We start from the raw sequence: 19,314 nt of genomic DNA on the forward strand, positions 1-19,314 counted from the left end.
CTTTGGTTCCGTTCGCCGGAATACCCTCTATGGCCTCCGCCCTTACCGACAAACTCAGCCGCCTCGTCAAGGAAATCCGGGGCCAGGCCCGCATCACCGAATCCAACGTGGCGGACATGCTGCGCGAGGTGCGCATGGCCCTGCTGGAGGCCGACGTGGCGTTGCCGGTGGTGCGCGACTTCGTGGCCCGCGTGAAGGAGAAGGCGCTGGGCCAGGAGGTGATGGGTTCGCTCACGCCGGGGCAGGCGCTGGTGGGCATCGTCAACCGCGAGCTGGCTGCCACCATGGGCGAGGGCATCAGCGATCTGAACCTGGCGGTGCAGCCGCCGGCGGTGATCCTGATGGCTGGCCTGCAGGGCGCGGGCAAGACCACCACCACGGCCAAGCTGGCCAAGCACCTGATCGAAAAGCGCAAAAAGAAGGTGCTGACCGTTTCGGGTGACGTCTACCGCCCGGCGGCCATCGAGCAACTCAAGACCGTGAGCGCGCAGGCCGGTGCCGAGTGGTTCCCGAGCACGCCGGACCAGAAGCCGGTCGACATTGCCAACGCAGCGCTGGATTACGCCCGCAAGCATTATTTCGACGTGCTGCTGGTCGATACCGCCGGCCGGCTGGCGATTGACGAGGCGCTGATGCGCGAGATCCGTGACCTGCATGCGGCCATCAACCCGGTGGAAACGCTCTTCGTGGTCGATGCCATGCAGGGCCAGGACGCGGTCAACACTGCCAAGGCCTTCAAGGACGCGCTGCCGCTGACCGGCATCATCCTGACCAAGACCGACGGCGATTCACGCGGTGGTGCGGCCCTGTCAGTGCGTGCTGTTACCGGCGTGCCGATCAAGTTCGCCGGTACCAGCGAGAAGATCGACGGCCTGGAGGTGTTCGATGCCGAACGCCATGCCGGCCGTGTGCTGGGTATGGGCGACATTGTGGCCCTGGTCGAGCAGGTGGCGGCTGGCGTGGACATGGCGGCGGCGCAAAAGCTGGCGGCCAAGGTCAAGAGCGGCGAGGGCTTCGATCTCAACGACTTCCTGGCCCAGCTGCAGCAGATGAAGCAGATGGGTGGTCTGTCCAGCCTGATGGACAAGCTGCCGGCGCAGATGGCGGCCAAGGCCGGTCAGGTCGATACCGACCGCGTGGAGAAGGACCTGCGCCGCAAGGAAGGCATCATCAACAGCATGACCAAGCTGGAGCGGCGCAAGCCCGAACTTATCAAGGCCACGCGCAAGCGCCGCATCGCCGCTGGCGCCGGTGTGCAGGTGCAGGACGTCAACCGCCTGCTCAAGGAATTCGAGCAAATGCAGGAGATGATGAAGAAGATGAAGGGCGGCGGCCTCATGAAGATGATGAAGCGCATGGGCGGCATGAAGGGCATGCCCAAGATGCCGTTTTGACACGTTCAGGCGCAGGTGGCGTCAGTGCCCTGGGCGCCGACACCACCTCAATACCTCCGTTCTTCTGTTGACATCACCTTCATGACCACCTCCTCCCATGCCGCATTCGACCCCGCCGGGCGTACCGCCCCCATCGTCTGTGTGCGTGGCATTGGCAAGACCTACGCCAGTGGCTTTCAGGCGCTCAAGAACATCGATCTGGACATCCGGCGCGGCGAGATATTTGCCTTGCTCGGGCCCAATGGGGCTGGCAAGACCACCCTGATCAACATCATCTGCGGCATTGTCAATGCGACCGAAGGCACCGTCCGTGCCGATGGCCACGACACCGTGCGCGACTACCGCGCGGCGCGGGCAGCCATTGGCCTGGTGCCGCAGGAGCTCCATACCGATGCCTTCGAGTCGGTCTGGGCCACCATCACGTTCAGCCGCGGCCTGTTCGGCCATGCACCCGATCCCGCCCACCTGGAAAAAGTGCTGCGCGACCTCTCGCTGTGGGACAAGCGCGACGCCAAGATCATGACACTGTCGGGCGGAATGAAGCGCCGGGTGCTGATTGCCAAGGCACTGGCGCACGAGCCGAAGATATTGTTTCTGGACGAGCCCAGTGCCGGCGTCGATGTCGAGCTGCGCCACGACATGTGGCGTATGGTGCGCGAACTTCGCGACCGCGGCACCACCATCATTCTGACCACCCATTACATTGAAGAGGCTGAAGACATGGCCGATCGCATCGGCGTGATCAGCCAGGGGAAGCTGATCGTGGTGGAAGACAAGCATGTGCTGATGCGCAAGCTCGGCAAGAAGCAGCTCACCCTGACTCTGCAACGCCCCATGGCCAGCCTGCCGGCCGAACTGGCGGCCTGGCCGCTGGAACTTGCCGCCGGCGGCCAGGCTCTGGTCTACACCTTCGACACGCAAAAGGAAGAAACCGGCATCGCCGAACTGCTGCGCACGCTGGGTGCGCATGGCATCGACTTCAAGGACTTGCGTTCCAGCGAGAGTTCGCTGGAGGATATTTTTGTCAGCCTGGTGCGCAGCCCGAAGGAGACACTCGCATGAACATGCATGGCATCCGTGCCATCTACCGCTTCGAGATGGCGCGCGCGTTTCGCACCGTGATGCAAAGCATCGCTGCGCCGGTGCTCACCACCTCGCTGTATTTCATCGTCTTCGGCCGGGCGATCGGTGCGCGCATGGGCGATATCGACAGTGTGAGCTACGGCGCCTTCATCATCCCCGGCCTGGTCATGCTGTCGCTGCTGAATGAAAGCATTTCCAACGCCTCGTTCGGCATCTACATGCCCAAGTGGTCCGGCACCATTTACGAACTGCTCTCGGCGCCGGTGTCGTGGATCGAGGTGCTGTTGGGCTACGTCGGCGCGGCCGCCACCAAGTCGGTCATGCTCGGTTTGCTGATCCTGGGCACCGCGCGCATTTTCGTGCCCTACGAGATTACCCACCCAGTCTGGATGGCCAGTTTCCTCCTGCTGACCGCCGTCACATTCAGCCTGTTCGGTTTCATCATCGGCCTGTGGGCCGACAGTTTTCAGAAACTGCAAGTCGTCCCATTGCTGATCGTCACACCCCTGACCTTTCTGGGTGGGGCGTTCTATTCGATCAGCATGCTGCCACCGCTGTGGCAGACCATTGCTCTGTTCAACCCGGTCGTCTACCTGATCAGCGGTTTTCGTTGGAGTTTTTACGGCATTGCCGACGTCCATATCGCTGTGAGCTTCGGCATGACCCTGGCGGTCCTCGTGCTCTGCCTGATTTTCGTATGGTGGGTGTTCCGGACCGGCTACAAGCTCAGGAACTGAGGCGCTGACTGGCGTTGCGCCCAGGGGCGCGCCAGAGTTCAGCAGACCGTGCCGCGCAGTGAGTAGTGCATGGCCTGCGTGATCGTCACATCCACCAGTTGACCGATCAGGCTGCCTGTTGCCATTGACTCGGGTGCGGCGAAGTTCACGACCCGGTTGCATTCGGTGCGGCCCATCAACTCGTCCGCATCGCGCTTGGACGTGCCTTCCACCAGGATGCGCTGCACCGTGCCGACGCGGCTGGCGCTGATCTGCTTGATGTTGGCCTCGATCGCGGCCTGCAGCTCCTGTAGCCGCCGGAGCTTCACGTCGTGCGGCGTGTCATCGTGCAGATTGGCCGCCGGCGTGCCGGGCCGCGGGCTGAAGATGAAGCTGAAGGAGTTGTCGAAGCCGACGTCATCGATCAGCTTCATCATCTTGGCGAAATCGTCCTCGGTCTCGCCCGGGAAGCCGACGATGAAGTCGCTGCTGAGCGACATGTCGGGGCGGATGGCGCGCAGCTTGCGCACCGTGCTCTTGTATTCCATGGCGGTGTAGCCGCGTTTCATGGCCATCAGGATGCGGTCGCTGCCGTGCTGCACCGGCAGATGCAGGTGGCTCACCAGCTTGGGCACCTTGTCGTAGGCGGCGATCAGCGCCGGCGTGAATTCGTTCGGGTGGCTGGTGGTGTAACGGATGCGCTCGATGCCGGGGATGTCGGCCACGTACTCGATCAGGGTGGCGAAGTCGGCCTGTTCCGCGGTGCCGCCCATCGGCGCGCGCCAGGCGTTCACGTTCTGGCCCAGCAGGTTGATTTCTTTCACGCCCTGGTCGGCCAGGCCGGCGATTTCCACCAGCACGTCTTCGAAGGGGCGGCTCACTTCCTCGCCGCGTGTATAGGGCACCACGCAGTAGCTGCAGTACTTGGAGCAGCCTTCCATGATGCTGACGAAGGCAGTGGCGCCTTCCACCTTGGCGGGCGGCAGGTGGTCGAATTTCTCAATCTCGGGAAAGCTGATGTCCACCTGCGGCCGCTTCTGCGCCTCGCGCGCGGCCAGCAGTTCGGGCAGGCGGTGCAGGGTCTGCGGGCCGAACACCACGTCCACATAGGGCGCACGGCGGATGATCTCGGCACCTTCCTGGCTGGCCACGCAGCCGCCGACGCCGATCTTCACGCCTTTTTTCTTCAGGTGCTGCACACGGCCGAGGTCGGAGAACACTTTCTCCTGCGCTTTCTCGCGCACCGAGCAGGTGTTGAAGAGGATCAGGTCGGCCTCGTCCACGTTCTGCGTCGGCTCATAACCCTGGGCTGCGCCCAGCACGTCCGCCATCTTGTCCGAGTCGTACTCGTTCATCTGGCAGCCGAAGGTCTTGATGAAAACTTTTTTGCTCATGGGGAATCTTTTTGCTATCAAATCGATAGCTGTTTGCGCAATGAAGACAAGGGCGGAGGCCCTGAAATGCCTTGAACTTGGCGCGGGTGCGCCGTTTCAGGGTTTGGCCTGGGCTTCTGCCTCGGTCAGGATCCAGACATCGTGGATCTGGCCTTCCGGGCCGCGCACATAACGCACCAGCAGTTCCTGCCCGACCAACGAGGCCGACAGCACCAGCAGATTGTTGCGGCCACGGATGCGCGTGCCTGGCGACAGCCGGTCGGGCCGGCCATCGAGCAGGACTTCGGGCGGCTGGGTGACCACCAGCAGACCGCGTTTGGCGGCCAGGGGGATGGGGCGTTGTACGGTGTCTTGCGCCGTCGCCGGAAACGCAAGGAACAAGGCCAGCCCGGCAGACAGGGCGAGCAGTGCCGCCAGCAGGTGGCGGGGGAGAAGCAGACAGCGGTTCATGGTGTTCATCCAGAGGCTGAAAGTACAAAATAAAAAGCCACTGTGCGGGACAGTGGCTTGTCTGTCAACGCCTCGGAACGGGCCGTGGCATGACAGGTGTTTGGTGGCGCTTCACGGATTCGAACCGCGGACCTGTGGATTATGATTCCATCGCTCTAACCGACTGAGCTAAAGCGCCAGAGCCTCAAATTATAGCGTCATCTTTGGCTGTTTGTCACTGGTGCCGAAATTCGGGCTTGCGCTTGGCCACGAAGGCGTCCATGCCCTCTTTCTGGTCCGCCGTGGCGAACAGGGCGTGGAACAGGCGGCGTTCGAACATCACGCCGTCGCTCAAGGTGCCTTCGAAGGCGCGGTTGACCGACTCCTTGGCCGCCATCACCGCCACCTGCGAGAAGTCGCTGATCATCAGCGCTGCGGCCAGTGTCTCGTCCATCAGCTTGTCCAGTGCCACCACGCGGCTGACCAGGCCGGCGCGCTCCGCCTCGGTAGCGTCCATCATGCGTCCGGTCAGTGCCATGTCCATGGCCTTGGCCTTGCCCACCGCGCGCGGCAGGCGTTGTGTGCCGCCGGCGCCGGGGATGATGCCGAGCTTGATCTCGGGCTGGCCGAACTTGGCGTTGTCGGCGGCGATGATGAAGTCGCACATCATGGCCAATTCGCAACCACCGCCCAGGGCGAAGCCGCTGACCGCCGCGATCACCGGTTTGCGGATGCTGCGGATCTGCTCCCAGTTGCGCGTGATGTAGTCGCCCTTGTAGACGTCGGCAAAGCTGTAGCTGGCCATGGCGCCGATGTCGGCGCCGGCGGCAAAGGCCTTGTCACTGCCGGTGATGATCATGCAGCCGATGCCCGGGTCGGCGTCGAAAGCCTTGAGCGCGTGGCCCAGCTCGTTCATCAGCTGGTCGTTCAGTGCATTGAGCTGCTTGGGGCGGTTGAGTGTGATGATGCCGACCTTGTCGGCTTCGGTGCGCACCTGGATCAGTTCGTAGGTCATAGGGGTCTCCATTGAAATCAGTTACTCCACCGCGCCGCGGATCGTGCGCGGCGCAAGGAACGGTCCAACCGGGGAACGCCGTAGAACCGGCTATGCCGGGCTACTGGCGTTGCCCCCTTGAGGGGGGAGGCGGCCTCAGGGCCGCCACGGGGGGGCTTCATTTCAGGCTTGCAGGAACATGCGGTAAGCCGGGTTGCGGGTTTCCTCCACGTAGGCATAACCCAGCGTGGCCAGGAATTTGGCGAATGCCTTGTCGTCGGCCTTCGGTACCTGCAGCCCGACCAGGATGTGGCCGTAATCGGCGCCCTGGTTGCGGTAGTGGAACAGGCTGATGTTCCAGTTCGGGCGCATCAGGCTGAGGAACTTGAGCAGCGCGCCGGGGCGCTCGGGAAAGACGAAGCGCAGCAGGCGCTCGTCCTGCGCCAGAGCCGAGTGGCCGCCCACCATGTAGCGGATGTGTTCCTTGGCCAGGTCGTCGTGCGTGAGGTCAATGGCGTCGAAGCCCTGGCGTTTGAAGCTGGTCGCAATCTTGGTGCTTTCGCCCTTGGCCGAGGTGGTCAGGCCCACGAACACATGCGCCTGGCGGGCGTCGCTGATGCGGTAGTTGAACTCGGTCACGTTGCGCTGGCCGCCAGGCAGTGTGCCGATCGACTCGCAGAAACGGCGGAAGCTGCCACGTTCCTCGGGAATCGTCACCGCGAACAGTGCTTCGCGCTCCTCGCCCACTTCGGCACGTTCGGCCACGAAACGCAGGCGGTCGAAGTTCATGTTGGCGCCGCACAGAATGGCGGCGTAGGTCTCGCCCTTGGTCTTGTGCTTTGCCACGTACTGCTTGATGGCCGCCACCGCCAGTGCGCCGGCCGGCTCGACGATGCTGCGCGTGTCGACGAACACGTCCTTGATGGCCGCGCACACGGCATCGGTGTCGACCTCGATGAAGTCGTCCACCAGCGCGCGCGTGAGGCGGAAGGTTTCCTCGCCCACCAGCTTGACGGCGGTGCCGTCGGAGAACAGGCCGACGTCATCCAGCGTCACGCGCTTGCCGGCCGCGATCGACTGGATCATGGCGTTGGAGTCGTTCATCTGCACACCAATGACCTTGACCTCCGGTCGCACGGCCTTGATGTAGGCGGCCACGCCGGAGATCAGACCGCCGCCGCCGATGGCGACGAACACCGCGTCCAGCGGGCCCTGGTGCTGGCGCAGCATCTCCATGGCGATGGTGCCCTGGCCGGCGATCACGTCTGGGTCGTCAAACGGGTGGACGAAGGTCAGTCCCTGTTTCTTTTGCAGGGCCAGGGAGTGGTTGTAGGCGTCCGAGTAGCTGTCGCCGAACAGTACCGCTTCACCCCCCAGGGCCTTCACGGCGTCGACCTTCAGTTGCGGCGTGGTGGTGGGCATCACGATCACGGCGCGGCAGCCCAGCTTATGCGCGCTCAAGGCCACGCCTTGCGCGTGGTTGCCGGCGGAGGCGCAGATCACGCCCTTCTTGAGTTGCTCGGGCGTGAGGTGCGCCATCTTGTTGTAGGCGCCGCGCAGCTTGAAGCTGAACACCGGCTGCTGGTCTTCGCGTTTGAGCAGCACCTTGTTGTGCAGGCGGCGGCTCAGGGCTTTGGCGGGTTCGAAGGGTGACTCCAGCGCCACGTCATAAACGCGGGCGGTCAGGATTTTTTTCAGGTAATCGGCGGGTTTGAGGCGGGGTGTTTTCATGGGAGGAGCCAGTGTAGTCATAATTTGCGCTACACCATCCCTCCATTTTGACAAGAGAAAAACCATGGAATGTACAGTGAGCTGGACCGGCGCCACGGGCGCGCGCTCGGGCATGGGCTTTTTGGCTGAGACCGGCAGCGGCCACACGCTGATGATGGACGGCGCACCCGACGCCGCCAAACCCGAGAACGGCGGCCAGAACCTGGCACCGCGCCCGATGGAAACCGTGCTGGCCGGCACTGGCGGCTGCACTGCCTACGACGTGGTGCTCATTCTCAAGCGCGGCCGGCATGACGTGCGCGGCTGTTCGGTCAAGCTCAGCAGCGAGCGGGCTGAGACCGATCCCAAGGTGTTCACCAAGATCCACATGCACTTCACCGTCAGCGGCAAAGGCATTCCAGCGGCAGCGGTGGAGCGCGCCATTGCCATGAGTCATGACAAGTACTGCTCGGCCAGCATCATGCTGGGCAAGACGGCCGAGATCACGACCAGTTTCGAACTGGTGGAACTCTGATCTGGCGCGAAATTGGCCGTTTGGCCTTGATTTGATTGCGCCGACAGCTACTGTTTTTGTAGTGTCGACTGACGTTCAGATGTGATGCGCCACCGTCGTCATCACCTTGGCGGCGGCTTTCATCAGGCTTTTGACCGGTGCCGGCAACTCCACGGCGCCGGCTTTCTGGGCGTCAAGCGCATGACGCACTTCGTCTTCGGCCATCTGCGCTACGATGGCGCGCGAGGCGGTATCGCCCGCCGGCAGACGGTCCATGTGGCTCATCAGGTGCGCTTCCACCTGGCGCTCGGTTTCCACCACAAAACCCAGGCTCACGCGGTCGCCCAGTCGTCCGGCCAGCAGGCCGATACCGAACGCACCGGCGTACCAGAGCGGGTTGAGCAGCGAGGGACGTGAGTCCAGTTCGTCCAGGCGCTGTTTGGTCCAGGCCAAGTGGTCGGTCTCCTCGACGCAGGCGCGGGTGAAGTGACTACGCAGTGTTTCGTTGCGGGTGGCAAAGGCCTGGGCCGTGTAGAGCGCTTGGGCGCAGACTTCTCCCACATGGTTGACGCGCATCAGCGCTGCGGCCAGTTTTTTCTCTTCGTTCGAGAGGTCGCTGGCGGCCTGGGTCGGCTGAGGTGTCGGCTGGGCCGCACGCGGAGGTGCGAACAGGGTGCGCAGGGCGGTGTCTGCCGTGGTCAGAAAGGCGTCGATCATGTGGGTTCCTTTTCAGCGGGATCAGCGGGCGACGGGGCTCTCTGCATGGGCTGCATTTCTTCGCGGATGATGCGGCGCAAGGCGTCTTCCAGCAAAGCCCGGTCCATGGCCTCGCGCAGAGCCGCGTTGATCAGTGTCTGGTAACCGCGACCGCCCGCCTGAGCCTTGAACCAGGCAATAAGGTCCGGATCCAGCGTGATGTTGATTTTCTGCTTTTTCACGATGAATGGATTTTAGATAAATGGAGATGATCATGGAGATATTTGAGGCTCAAAGAGGAGCTAGGCTGCGACGTTGCACTTTGTTGCAGTGATGCAACGAAACCACTCCGATAACGCTGATTGAGGTAGTTTTTCTTTGCCAAAGGCGCCGGGCTCTGGTGCAATACATACAACTTCCTTAAGAGGAGGTTGGCCCGGGGAACCGAAACTCCCATCGGGACCCTTGTTTAACCTTTGGAGAACTTTCAATATGAAAAAGACCCTGATTGCCCTGGCCGCTCTGGCTGCCACCGGCGCTTTCGCCCAATCTTCCGTGACCCTGTACGGCCGTCTGGACGTTGGCTACGCTAGCCAAGTTGACTCGCAAACGCAGGCTGGCGTTACGAGCGAAGGCCGCAAGACCGGCATCACTTCCCACAATAGCGTTTCCAGCTACTGGGGCATCATGGGCACCGAAGACCTCGGCGGTGGCCTGAAAGCTGGTTTCAAGCTTGAGCAAGACCTGTTTGTTGCAACTGGTGTGACCGGCAACAGCAGTGCAGCTTCTGGCATCGCCGCTTTTGGCGCAACTACTGCCCAAGCTTCTACTGGCGCTTTCAACCGCACCTCCTTGGTGAGCCTGTCTGGCGGTTTCGGTACCATCGCTCTGGGCCGTGACTATGTCCCGACCCTCTCCTTGGCTACTGCTACCGACGTGTTCGGCCAAAGCTACCTGACCACGGTTGGTCTGGCTGCTTCTGCTGGTAGCACCTTGGATCGCCAATTCATTTACACCACCCCCAACTTCGGTGGTTTCACCGGCAAGCTGTCTTACGGCAATACTGACGCCAGCATCACTGGCCCCGCTGCTACTGCTCAAGATGGCGTGAACCGCAACTACAGCGCTTCCGGCGTCTACTCTAACGGCCCGGTGTACGTCGGCCTCGGTCTGGGTAACACCGAAGCGATCGCTGGCAATCGTGGCGCCGTTGGCGTGAACACCAAGAACGAAATGCAAATCCTGGGTGCTTCCTATGATTTCGGTTCGTTCAAACTGGTGGGTAACTACATCAATACGAAGGCCACCGTTTCGAACTTGGCTGGCGAAACCCGTCAAACTGAAACCAACCTGGGCGTGACCGTTCCGTTCGGTGCTATCACTGCTATCGCTCAGATCGGCCGCAACACCTACACGACCGACATGGCCGGCAACACCGCTGGCGATGCCAGCGGTAGCGACTGGGCTATCGGTGGTGACTATGCTCTGAGCAAGCGTACGACGGCTTTCCTGAAGACCGGCGTGACCAACAAGCTGGACGGTACTCTGAACATCACCGCTGCTAATAGCCTGACTGGTGCTGCTTTCAATGGTGTTGGCGATACCAAACGTACCGTGACCTCCATTGGTATCCGTCACACTTTCTAATTTTTCTGCTGGCTTAGCCAGTAGTTAAATTGAAAGCTAAAACCCTGCCGTTGCAAAGCGGCAGGGTTTTTTTGTTAGAAGTTACCTCTGGCAACTGGAGATGATAGGCCGTGAGTTGGCGTGTGCAGGCACTGGGTTTCACGTTGTTGCTGTCAGCGTGCTCGCCACTTCCGCCGAGCGTAACGACTGTTTCTGATCCCCAGACACGAGCAACAGGCTTTGATCAATGGCAGCATTCGCAGTTGCCGGGCAAACACGCAACAGATTATGTGCCCACACGAGAGGATGGGCGAGAGGCTGTTGCTGTCAGGGCAGACGCCTCGGCCAGCATGTTGCGTCGACGGGTGCACATTGAACCGCAGGACTTGGGGAAACTCAACTTTTCATGGAAGGTGCCGGAACTGATTGCACAGGCCGATCTGGCGCAGCGCGACACGGCGGATTCTCCGGTGCGGATTGTGTTGGCCTTTGAGGGTGACCGTTCCAGACTGTCATTTAAAGATAGCATGTTGTCAGAGTTGGCGCATGCGCTCACCGGCGAGCCCATGCCTTATGCGACGCTGATGTATGTCTGGTGCAATACGCGCCCACCGGGCAGCGTGATCGTCAACCCGCGTACCGACCGCATTCGGAAACTGGTGGTCGAGTCGGGACGGAGTCGTCTCAACCAATGGCTGGATTACGAGCGTGATATCCGTGCCGACTTCATGCAAGCCTTTGGCGAGCCGCCGGGTGCACTGGTTGGCATGGCCATCATGACGGACAGCGATAACACCCGGACCGTGGCACGTGCCTGGTACGGGCTAGTGCAGCATCAGTCGCCGCTGCTGGCTCAAAACGACTGAAGGCTGTCTGGAGCGATCCGGGGCTGGGCATGGAGACGCATCAAGCGTAGCGCTTGTTGCGCAGGTTGTTTTTCATTTCCTTGAGCATGGGCTGCAGGCGGCTGCCGCCGATGCGCAGTGCCACGCAGGTGGCCAGGATGTCCACGATCATCAGGTGCAGCAGTCGTGAGACCATGGGGCTGTAGCGGTCGTAGCCTTCCGGGTGATCGGCCGCCAGATGGATGTGGCCGGCCATGGCCAGCGGCGAGCCGCTGGTGGTGATGACGATGGTGGTCGCGCCGTTCTTGCGCGCGATGTCGCAGGCGTCCATCAGGTCGCGTGTGCGGCCCGAGTTGGAGATGACGACCAGACAGTCGCCAGGGCCCATGAGCGAGGCGCTCATGACCTGCATGTGGCCGTCGCTGTAGGCCACGGTATTGACTCCCAGACGAAAGAACTTGTGCTGCGCATCCAGCGCCACGATGCCAGAGTTGCCAGCGCCGATGAACTCGATGCGTTTGCCGGTCTTGAAGGTGGCGGCCAGAACGGCAGCGGCCTTGTCAATGGCTGCCGTGGATGCATCGTTGCGGTATTTCAGGAAGGCTGCCACGGTGTTGTCGATCACCTTGACCACCACATCGCTGGTTTTGTCATCCACATCGACACTGCGGTGAATGAAGGGCACACCCTCACTCACGGTACCGGCAAGCTTGAGCTTGAAGTCGGACAGACCGTCATAGCCCATGCTGCGGCAGAAGCGCACCACCGTGGGTTTGCTGACATGAGAGCGCTCGGCCAGTTCGCTGACCGGCAGCTTGGCAAAGGCGCGCGGGTCGGTCAGCACGAGTTTGCCGACGCGTTGTTCGGCGGGGGCCAGGGAGGGCAGCGAGGCCCTGATTCGATCCAGCATGTCGACTCCTGCGCGCCTGTTTCAAGCGCTGCGTGATGGTTACACAGAAAAGCGATTGAGCGTAATTTTATTTCACTCATAATTCAAGCCCATGAACCAGCTCGACGCACTCAAACAGTTCACCACCGTGGTGGCGGATACCGGGGACTTCAGGCAGATTGCAGCCTTCAAGCCGCAGGATGCGACCACCAATCCTTCGCTCATCCTCAAGGCGGTGCAGAAGGCCGATTACCAGCCCTTGCTCAAGGAGACGGTGGCGCAATTCAGGGGGCGGCCGCTAGACGAGATCATGGACCGGCTGCTGGTCCGCTTCGGCTGCGAGATTCTTTCACTAATACCGGGGCGCGTTTCCACCGAGGTCGACGCTCGGCTGAGCTTCGACACCCAGGCCACCGTGGCGCGGGCCGAGCGCATTGTTGAGCTGTACCAAGCGCAGGGTATCCACATCGACCGCGTGTTGATCAAGATCGCAGCCACCTGGGAAGGAATCCAGGCGGCCGCGCAGCTGGAGCGGCGCGGCATCCACACCAATCTGACCCTGCTGTTCTCCTTCTGCCAGGCGGTGGCCTGTGGCCAGGCCAAGGTACAACTGATCTCGCCTTTTGTTGGTCGCATCTATGACTGGTACAAGAAGACGGCCGGCGCCAGTTGGGATGAGGCCGCCCATGCTGGCGTCAACGACCCCGGCGTGGCCTCGGTACGCGCCATCTACCAGCACTACAAGCGCTTCGACATCGCCACCGAGATCATGGGAGCGAGTTTCCGCAACATCGGACAGATCACGGCATTGGCAGGGTGCGATCTTCTGACGATTTCGCCTGAACTGCTGGCTCAGCTCGCGGCCAGCGATGCGCCACTGGTGCGTGCACTGGATGTACAAGTGGCGCGTGCCATGGATTTGCCAGTAATCAGTTACGACGAACCGGGGTTCCGTTATGCGCTCAATGAAGATGCCATGGCAACTGACAAGCTGGCCGAGGGTATCCGCGCTTTTGCGGTCGATACCCGCAAGCTCGAACAGCTGATGCTGGCAGCCTGACATGCGTCGTTGTCGCTGTGACCATACGCCGGCTTGGGGCGCCTTGCGCGCGCTCTACGATACCCAGGGCCGTGACTTCGACCTGCGCCAGGCGTTTTCCGCTGATGTGCGGCGTTTTGAATGCTTCAGCTTGCAGGCGCCGCACGTGTTTGCCGACCTGTCGAAAAATCTGATCAATGTTGCTGTCCAAGATCAGCTGCTCGAACTGGCGCACCAGTGCGGTGTGCAGGCGCATCGCGATGCCATGTTCCGTGGCGATGTGATTAACACGACAGAGCAACGTAGAGTCATGCATTTCTTGTTGCGCTATCCGGCAACAGGCCTTGCGGATGCCGCGCAGGGGGCAACAAAAAATCTGACCAAAGAACTGGGCCAGGTGCATGCCACCCTCAGCGTTATGCTGACCTACGCCGATATGGTGCGTCATGACGAAGGTATCACCGACATCGTCAATATTGGCATTGGCGGCTCCGATCTGGGACCGCAGATGGCGGTGCTGGCGCTCGATGAATTTGTGGCCCAGAACAAGCGTTTCCACTTTGTCTCCAGTGTCGACGGTCATGAACTCAGCCAGGTGCTGCGGCAGGTCCAGCCCGAGAGCACGCTGTTCCTGATCGCCTCCAAGTCCTTCACCACCCTGGAGACCATGACCAACGCGCGCTCGGCCAAGGCCTGGTTCGAGGCCAAGGGCGGGCGCGACATCGCGAGGCATTTCTGTGCCCTCACCAGCAATGTCGAGGCGGCGCGCGAATTCGGCATCGGAACCACGTTCGATTTCTGGGACTGGGTCGGCGGACGCTATTCCATGTGGTCGGCCATCGGTTTGCCGATTGCGATTGCCATCGGGCCGGAGCGTTTTCGCGAGATGCTGGCCGGTGCGCATGCCATGGACGAACATTTTCGCAACGAACCGCTGGAACGCAATCTGCCGGTGCGTCTCGCCTTGCTCGACGTCTGGTACCGTAACTTCCACGGCTTCGGCAGCCGCAGTGTGGCGCCGTATCACAGCGGCCTGCGCCGTATGCAGGCCTACCTGCAGCAACTGGAGATGGAAAGCAACGGCAAGCGAGTGGATGAAGAGGGCCAGGCCCTGCCTTATGCCACGTCCCCCGTGATCTGGGGTGAGCCGGCGGCCAACGGCCAACACGCCTATTTCCAGATGCTGCACCAGGGCAGTGACGTGATTCCGGTGGAATTCATCGCAGTGAAGAAGGTGTCACACTCGCTGCCGGAACATCACCACAAGCTGCTGGCTAATGCGCTGGCACAGTCGCGCGCGCTGATGCTGGGGCAGCAGGATGCTGGGGGGCACCGTCATCTGCCAGGCAACCGCCCGAGCACTTTTCTGCTGCTGGACGAGCTGACGCCGGCCAGCCTGGGGGCCATCATCGCGCTGCAGGAACATCGCGTGTTCGTGACCGGCTCACTCTGGGGCATCAACAGCTTCGACCAGTGGGGCGTGGAACTCGGCAAGGTGCTGGCCAAGGACATGGAGCAGCGCTTGGACAGCGGCAACGCCGATGGGTTGGATGCTTCCAGCGCCGGCTTGTTGAAAAAATTAAGAGCCAAATAGGCTATTAATCCTTTCTGATATTGCGCGACCAGCTACTGAATTAATAGCAGAATTGTCCAAACAAAGAAAAACCCGCAGCGCTTGCGCACTGCGGGTTTTTTGATGGTCGTGAGCGCCAACACTCATCGACGCAGCATGGCGATTCAGGGCTAGGCGCGGCGACGCAGACAGTACCTTGGGGTACGGCAAGCCGCCGCAACGACGCCCTGGATCGTCAGGCAAGGAGCCCTTACATGCCCATGCCACCCATACCGCCCATGCCACCCATGTCAGGCATGCCGCCGCCGGCAGGCGCTTCATCCTTCGGCGCCTCGGCCACCATGCATTCGGTAGTCAGCATCAGGGACGCCACGGAAGCAGCGTTCTGCAGCGCGGTGCGGGTCACCTTGGTCGGGTCCAGAATGCCCATCTCGATCATGTCGCCGTAGGTGTCGTTGGCGGCGTTGAAGCCGTAGTTGCCCTTGCCGGCCAGCACGGCATTCACCACCACGCTCGGCTCGCCGCCGGCGTTGAACACGATTTCGCGCAGGGGCGCTTCGATGGCCTTGAGCACCAGCTTGATGCCGGCGTCTTGGTCATGGTTGTCACCCTTGATCTCGCCAGCGGACTGACGGGCGCGCAGCAGGGCCACGCCACCGCCGGCCACGATGCCTTCTTCCACGGCAGCGCGGGTGGCGTGCAGGGCGTCTTCCACGCGGGCCTTCTTCTCTTTCATTTCGACTTCGGTGGCAGCGCCGACCTTGATCACGGCCACGCCGCCGGCCAGCTTGGCCACGCGCTCTTGCAGCTTTTCGCGGTCGTAGTCGGAGGTGGCTTCTTCGATCTGCACGCGGATCTGCTTGACGCGCGCTTCGATGTCAGCAGCAGCGCCGTTGCCGTCGATGATGATGGTGTTTTCCTTGCCCACTTCGATGCGCTTGGCCTGGCCGAGGTCAGCCAGCGTGACCTTCTCGAGGGTCAGGCCGACTTCTTCAGCGATGACCTTGCCGCCGGTCAGGATGGCGATGTCTTCCAGCATGGCCTTGCGACGGTCGCCGAAGCCCGGGGCCTTGACGGCCACGACCTTCAGGATGCCGCGGATGGTGTTGACCACCAGGGTCGCCAGGGCTTCGCCTTCGACGTCTTCGGCAATGATCAGCAGCGGACGGCCAGCCTTGGCCACTTGCTCCAGCGTGGGCAGCAGGTCGCGGATGTTGCTGATCTTCTTGTCGAACAGCAGCACGAATGGGTTGTCCAGCAGGGCAGCCTGCTTCTCGGGGTTGTTGATGAAGTAGGGCGACAGGTAGCCACGGTCGAACTGCATGCCCTCGACCACGTCGAGTTCGTTCTGCAGGGACTTGCCGTCTTCCACGGTGATCACGCCTTCCTTGCCGACCTTGTCCATGGCATTGGCGATGATCTCGCCGATGCTGGAGTCGCTGTTGGCGGAGATGGAGCCGACCTGGGCGATTTCCTTCGAGGTGGTGGTGGGCTTGGATGCCTTCTTCAGCTGCTCGATCAGGGCAGCCACGGCCTTGTCGATGCCGCGCTTGAGGTCCATCGGGTTCATGCCGGCGGCAACGTATTTCATGCCTTCGCGCACGATGGCCTGGGCCAGCACGGTGGCGGTGGTGGTGCCGTCGCCAGCGTTGTCAGAGGTCTTGGAAGCGACTTCCTTGACCATCTGCGCGCCCATGTTCTGCAGCTTGTCCTTCAGTTCGATTTCCTTGGCCACGGACACACCGTCCTTGGTCACGGTGGGGGCGCCGAAGGAGCGCTCGAGCACCACGTTGCGGCCTTTCGGGCCCAGGGTGACTTTGACTGCGTTGGCCAAGATGTTCACACCCTCAACCATGCGTGCGCGGGCTTCGCCGCCGAAAATGACGTCTTTTGCTGCCATGTTGATTTCTCCGAATTCAGTTCAATAAGAGGTGGAAATTGCTGTGATTTATTTTTAGCTTCGGCCGGGGCTTTGCCCCTTCACTTGGCTGCACCAAGTGAGCCTGTGCTGAAAATGAATCGCGATGCGATTTATTTCTCGACGACGGCGAACAGGTCGTCTTCCTTCATCACCAGCAGTTCATCGCCATCGACCTTGACGGTCTGGCCGCTGTACTTGCCGAACAGGACGCGGTCGCCAACTTTCACGTTCATGGCCACGAGTTCGCCCTTGTCGTTCTTCTTGCCGGGACCAACGGCCAGCACCTCACCTTGGTCAGGCTTCTCGGCGGCGCTGTCGGGGATGACGATGCCGGAGGCGGTTTTGGTTTCGTTTTCCACGCGCTTCACGATCACGCGGTCGGCCAGAGGACGCAGTTTCATCAGGAATCTCCTTGAGTTTGAAACAATGGGTGGTTAAATCCGAAGCATCAGCGGTTAAGTTGGTGCTCATTAACTTTGTTGGATGGTGTTGTTAGCACTCAAATCCAGCGAGTGCTAATCATAAGGCTTTTTAGTCGGCTTTCAAGACAGGGCAAGTTACACTCCCGCGGGTTAAGGAAATGACAGCCTCCTGTTACCCACCTGCCTGATCCGTGTCTGAGTCCCTGCCCCCCCTCTCCGGTCGTTCCTTCGGCATGCGGCTGGCCTGCGTGTTGTGCGTGTGCGCGGTGCTGGTGGGGCTGGATCTGTGGCAACGTGTCCCGCCGCCGGCTCGGCCCCGCGCGGTGTGGCCTGTGCCGACGGACAGCATGCCGACGACAACACTGATCCCGCGCGCCGGCGGCCAGATTCCAATGCCGGCCAACACGCCGGCAGCCCATGCGAGCACGCTGCTGCCGCTGCCGGCAGACAACGCCGTGTCACTGTTGGCCTTCTGGTTTGCCGGTTCGCGCGAAAGCGGGCCAGATGTGCAGATTGCCGCCTCGGCGTTCGACCGCAGCCGTCAGCAGTGGAGCGCTGCACGCTTTGTGGTGAACCGCCATGAGGCGGGTGTGCAGCTGGGTTTTGGCTTGCGCCGCCTGGGCAACCCGGTGGCCTGGCGTGATGCGGACGGACGCATCCACCTGTTTGTCGTGGCCACCGGCCTGGGCGGCTGGGCGGCCGGGCGCATCCTGCACCTGCGCCAGGTCGATGGCGGACCGGACTTTGAGCAACTGGCTTTTGCACCGGTGCGCGTGCTGCCGCTGTCCTGGGCGTGGAACACCAGTCACCTGGTGCGTGCCATGCCGCTGCCCCTGGCCGATGGCGGCATGGTGCTGCCGGCTTATTTCGAGCTGGGCAAGAAATACCCGGTGGCCTTGCGTTTTGACGCGCATGGCGAGTTCCGTGGCATGGTGCGCATGTCGCAGCGCGGCTACCTGCTGCAGCCCACACTGTTGATGCGCAACGAGACCGACTGGCTGGCCTTGCTGCGCGACAACAGCGCGGAGAAAAAGCTGCGGGCCGTGCAGACGCTGGACGGTGGCCAGCACTGGCAGGACCTGCCAGACCCGGGCCTGCACAATCCGGATGCCGCCATTGCTGCGCTGACACTGGAGCCAGGGCTGATGCTGTTGGCGCACAACCCGCGCCCTGATTCGCGTGCCGTGCTGGATCTGAGTGTTTCCAGTGATGGCTTGCAGTGGCGCCGCCTGCTGACACTGGCCCAAGGCGAAAGACCGAGCGAATACTCCTACCCGTCCCTGGCCTGGGCCGACGGCAGCTTGTGGGTCAGTTATACCGACCAGCGGCGCACGATTGCCTGGCAGCGGCTGGACCCCGCTGACAAACGCTGAGACCACGCACCATGGACTGGACCGCCCAACTCAACAGCCTGCTGTCGACGCAGGTCCCGGTGCTACCTTCGCCCGGCATGGTGCGCCTGTACCTGGCGCTGAGCTGGGCCCTGGTGCTGGCCACATTCGGGCTCTGGCTGTTGCGGCGCTGGGGGCCGGCGGGCAAGTCCATCTGGTACTGGCTCTTGCCGGCAGGTCTGGCGCTCTGGGCTGCGTGGCCGGGGGCGCTGTCGCCCACCTACTGGCTGGGGCTGGCATTCCAGGCGCCGAGCCTGATGAGCGCGGTGCTGTGCGGCTTGTTCGTGCTGCGGCAGTTCAAGCCGGCGGTGCTGCCGGCAACGTGCTGTGCGCTGCCATGGTATTTCGGCATGCTGGGCATTGTGTTGGGCTGGCTGCTGTTGCTGGATACCTTTGCGGTGTGGCCCGTGTCGCTGTATGCGCTCGGTTTCAGCCCGGTCTCGTTGGCCGTGGTGGCACTGGTCGCCGGCCTGCCATGGCTGTTGGCGGGGCAACGCCAGTCGACGCGCAACATATCGCTTCTGCTCGTTGCGGTGCTTCTGCTGCAGGTGCTGTTGCGGCTGCCGACTGGCAACCTGTGGGACGCTCTGCTCGATCCCTGGCTGTGGATCGTGTTGCAGCTTGAGGGGCTGCAGCGCGGGCTGCGCCGCTTTCGCAGCAGTCAGTCCTGATGTCAGG

At 61.9% G+C, this 19,314-nt stretch carries 19 protein-coding genes and 1 tRNA gene; 10 read left to right on the forward strand and 10 right to left on the reverse strand.

Annotated features, from left to right (window positions below):
* Nucleotides 1-29: 29 nt before the first annotated feature.
* From ffh to CDE01S_RS00280, 3 genes are all read left to right on the forward strand, one after another.
* Nucleotides 30-1,394 (forward strand): signal recognition particle protein, encoded by a 1,365-nt coding sequence (gene ffh, locus CDE01S_RS00270; RefSeq protein WP_066701980.1) that lies wholly within the window; start codon nucleotides 30-32, stop codon nucleotides 1,392-1,394.
* 81 nt (nucleotides 1,395-1,475) lie between these two features.
* A complete protein-coding gene (locus CDE01S_RS00275) occupies nucleotides 1,476-2,456 on the forward strand; it encodes an ABC transporter ATP-binding protein (RefSeq protein WP_066701982.1) in 981 nt (326 codons plus the stop codon).
* Nucleotides 2,453-3,214: an ABC transporter permease gene (locus CDE01S_RS00280; protein ID WP_066701984.1), complete on the forward strand. Its 762-nt coding sequence runs from the start codon at nucleotides 2,453-2,455 to the stop codon at nucleotides 3,212-3,214. Before CDE01S_RS00275 ends, CDE01S_RS00280 begins: the two co-directional genes overlap by 4 nt.
* A gap of 38 nt (nucleotides 3,215-3,252) precedes the next feature.
* Here CDE01S_RS00280 and miaB read toward each other — a convergent pair whose 3' ends face one another.
* From miaB to ilvA, 5 genes are all read right to left on the reverse strand, one after another.
* The gene (miaB, locus tag CDE01S_RS00285; RefSeq protein WP_066701986.1) at nucleotides 3,253-4,587 is read right to left on the reverse strand and encodes a tRNA (N6-isopentenyl adenosine(37)-C2)-methylthiotransferase MiaB; all 1,335 of its coding nucleotides are present in this window, start codon (nucleotides 4,585-4,587) and stop codon (nucleotides 3,253-3,255) included.
* Between the two features lie 96 nt (nucleotides 4,588-4,683).
* Nucleotides 4,684-5,037 carry a hypothetical protein gene (locus CDE01S_RS00290; RefSeq protein WP_245636065.1) on the reverse strand — a complete coding sequence of 118 codons (354 nt, stop codon included), beginning with the start codon at nucleotides 5,035-5,037 and terminating at the stop codon, nucleotides 4,684-4,686.
* A gap of 101 nt (nucleotides 5,038-5,138) precedes the next feature.
* Nucleotides 5,139-5,215 (reverse strand) — tRNA-Met (locus tag CDE01S_RS00295).
* Between the two features lie 36 nt (nucleotides 5,216-5,251).
* Nucleotides 5,252-6,031, reverse strand: coding sequence for an enoyl-CoA hydratase (locus CDE01S_RS00300; protein WP_066701991.1), 780 nt, complete (start codon nucleotides 6,029-6,031; stop codon nucleotides 5,252-5,254).
* 162 nt (nucleotides 6,032-6,193) lie between these two features.
* Nucleotides 6,194-7,741, reverse strand: a complete 1,548-nt coding sequence (gene ilvA, locus CDE01S_RS00305) for a threonine ammonia-lyase, biosynthetic (protein WP_066701992.1) — start codon at nucleotides 7,739-7,741, stop codon at nucleotides 6,194-6,196.
* Nucleotides 7,742-7,805: 64 nt separating this feature from the next.
* On the opposite strand from ilvA, the gene CDE01S_RS00310 reads away from it, so the two are divergent.
* The gene (locus tag CDE01S_RS00310; RefSeq protein ID WP_066701993.1) at nucleotides 7,806-8,255 is read left to right on the forward strand and encodes an OsmC family protein; all 450 of its coding nucleotides are present in this window, start codon (nucleotides 7,806-7,808) and stop codon (nucleotides 8,253-8,255) included.
* Nucleotides 8,256-8,330: 75 nt separating this feature from the next.
* Here CDE01S_RS00310 and coq7 read toward each other — a convergent pair whose 3' ends face one another.
* Nucleotides 8,331-8,951, reverse strand: coding sequence for a 2-polyprenyl-3-methyl-6-methoxy-1,4-benzoquinone monooxygenase (gene coq7, locus CDE01S_RS00315; protein WP_066701995.1), 621 nt, complete (start codon nucleotides 8,949-8,951; stop codon nucleotides 8,331-8,333).
* Nucleotides 8,948-9,172, reverse strand: a complete 225-nt coding sequence (locus CDE01S_RS00320; protein ID WP_245636066.1) for a BrnA antitoxin family protein — start codon at nucleotides 9,170-9,172, stop codon at nucleotides 8,948-8,950. The genes coq7 and CDE01S_RS00320 overlap by 4 nt, the downstream gene beginning before the upstream one ends.
* Nucleotides 9,173-9,422: 250 nt before the next feature.
* Here CDE01S_RS00320 and CDE01S_RS00325 point away from each other — a divergent pair, with 250 nt between their 5' ends.
* Both CDE01S_RS00325 and CDE01S_RS00330 read left to right on the forward strand, forming a co-directional pair.
* Nucleotides 9,423-10,577: a porin gene (locus CDE01S_RS00325; protein WP_066701997.1), complete on the forward strand. Its 1,155-nt coding sequence runs from the start codon at nucleotides 9,423-9,425 to the stop codon at nucleotides 10,575-10,577.
* Nucleotides 10,578-10,687: 110 nt separating this feature from the next.
* Nucleotides 10,688-11,422 carry a DUF3047 domain-containing protein gene (locus tag CDE01S_RS00330; protein WP_084382609.1) on the forward strand — a complete coding sequence of 245 codons (735 nt, stop codon included), beginning with the start codon at nucleotides 10,688-10,690 and terminating at the stop codon, nucleotides 11,420-11,422.
* A 40-nt stretch (nucleotides 11,423-11,462) separates the two neighbouring features.
* On the opposite strand, the gene CDE01S_RS00335 is transcribed toward CDE01S_RS00330, so the two are convergent.
* Entirely contained in the window at nucleotides 11,463-12,311 is an 849-nt protein-coding gene (locus CDE01S_RS00335) for a MurR/RpiR family transcriptional regulator (RefSeq protein ID WP_066702001.1), read from the reverse strand.
* Nucleotides 12,312-12,402: 91 nt separating this feature from the next.
* Here CDE01S_RS00335 and tal point away from each other — a divergent pair, with 91 nt between their 5' ends.
* Together tal and pgi are read left to right on the forward strand one after the other, a co-directional pair.
* Nucleotides 12,403-13,350, forward strand: a complete 948-nt coding sequence (tal, locus tag CDE01S_RS00340; RefSeq protein ID WP_066702004.1) for a transaldolase — start codon at nucleotides 12,403-12,405, stop codon at nucleotides 13,348-13,350.
* Nucleotide 13,351: 1 nt separating this feature from the next.
* Nucleotides 13,352-14,923 (forward strand): glucose-6-phosphate isomerase, encoded by a 1,572-nt coding sequence (gene pgi, locus CDE01S_RS00345; protein ID WP_066702006.1) that lies wholly within the window; start codon nucleotides 13,352-13,354, stop codon nucleotides 14,921-14,923.
* A 229-nt stretch (nucleotides 14,924-15,152) separates the two neighbouring features.
* Here the strand turns inward: pgi and groL are convergent, their stop codons facing one another.
* Both groL and groES read right to left on the reverse strand, forming a co-directional pair.
* Nucleotides 15,153-16,802, reverse strand: coding sequence for a chaperonin GroEL (gene groL, locus CDE01S_RS00350; protein ID WP_066702014.1), 1,650 nt, complete (start codon nucleotides 16,800-16,802; stop codon nucleotides 15,153-15,155).
* A 131-nt stretch (nucleotides 16,803-16,933) separates the two neighbouring features.
* Nucleotides 16,934-17,224, reverse strand: coding sequence for a co-chaperone GroES (gene groES, locus CDE01S_RS00355; RefSeq protein ID WP_066702016.1), 291 nt, complete (start codon nucleotides 17,222-17,224; stop codon nucleotides 16,934-16,936).
* 212 nt (nucleotides 17,225-17,436) lie between these two features.
* Here groES and CDE01S_RS00360 point away from each other — a divergent pair, with 212 nt between their 5' ends.
* Both CDE01S_RS00360 and CDE01S_RS00365 read left to right on the forward strand, forming a co-directional pair.
* On the forward strand, nucleotides 17,437-18,618 hold the full coding sequence (locus tag CDE01S_RS00360) for an exo-alpha-sialidase (RefSeq protein WP_157076999.1): 1,182 nt from the start codon (nucleotides 17,437-17,439) through the stop codon (nucleotides 18,616-18,618).
* Between the two features lie 11 nt (nucleotides 18,619-18,629).
* Nucleotides 18,630-19,307 (forward strand): hypothetical protein, encoded by a 678-nt coding sequence (locus tag CDE01S_RS00365; RefSeq protein ID WP_066702021.1) that lies wholly within the window; start codon nucleotides 18,630-18,632, stop codon nucleotides 19,305-19,307.
* Nucleotides 19,308-19,314: the final 7 nt, after the last annotated feature.

Source organism: Curvibacter delicatus NBRC 14919, assembly GCF_001592265.1.
In the GTDB taxonomy this organism is placed as follows: domain Bacteria; phylum Pseudomonadota; class Gammaproteobacteria; order Burkholderiales; family Burkholderiaceae_C; genus Hylemonella; species Hylemonella delicata.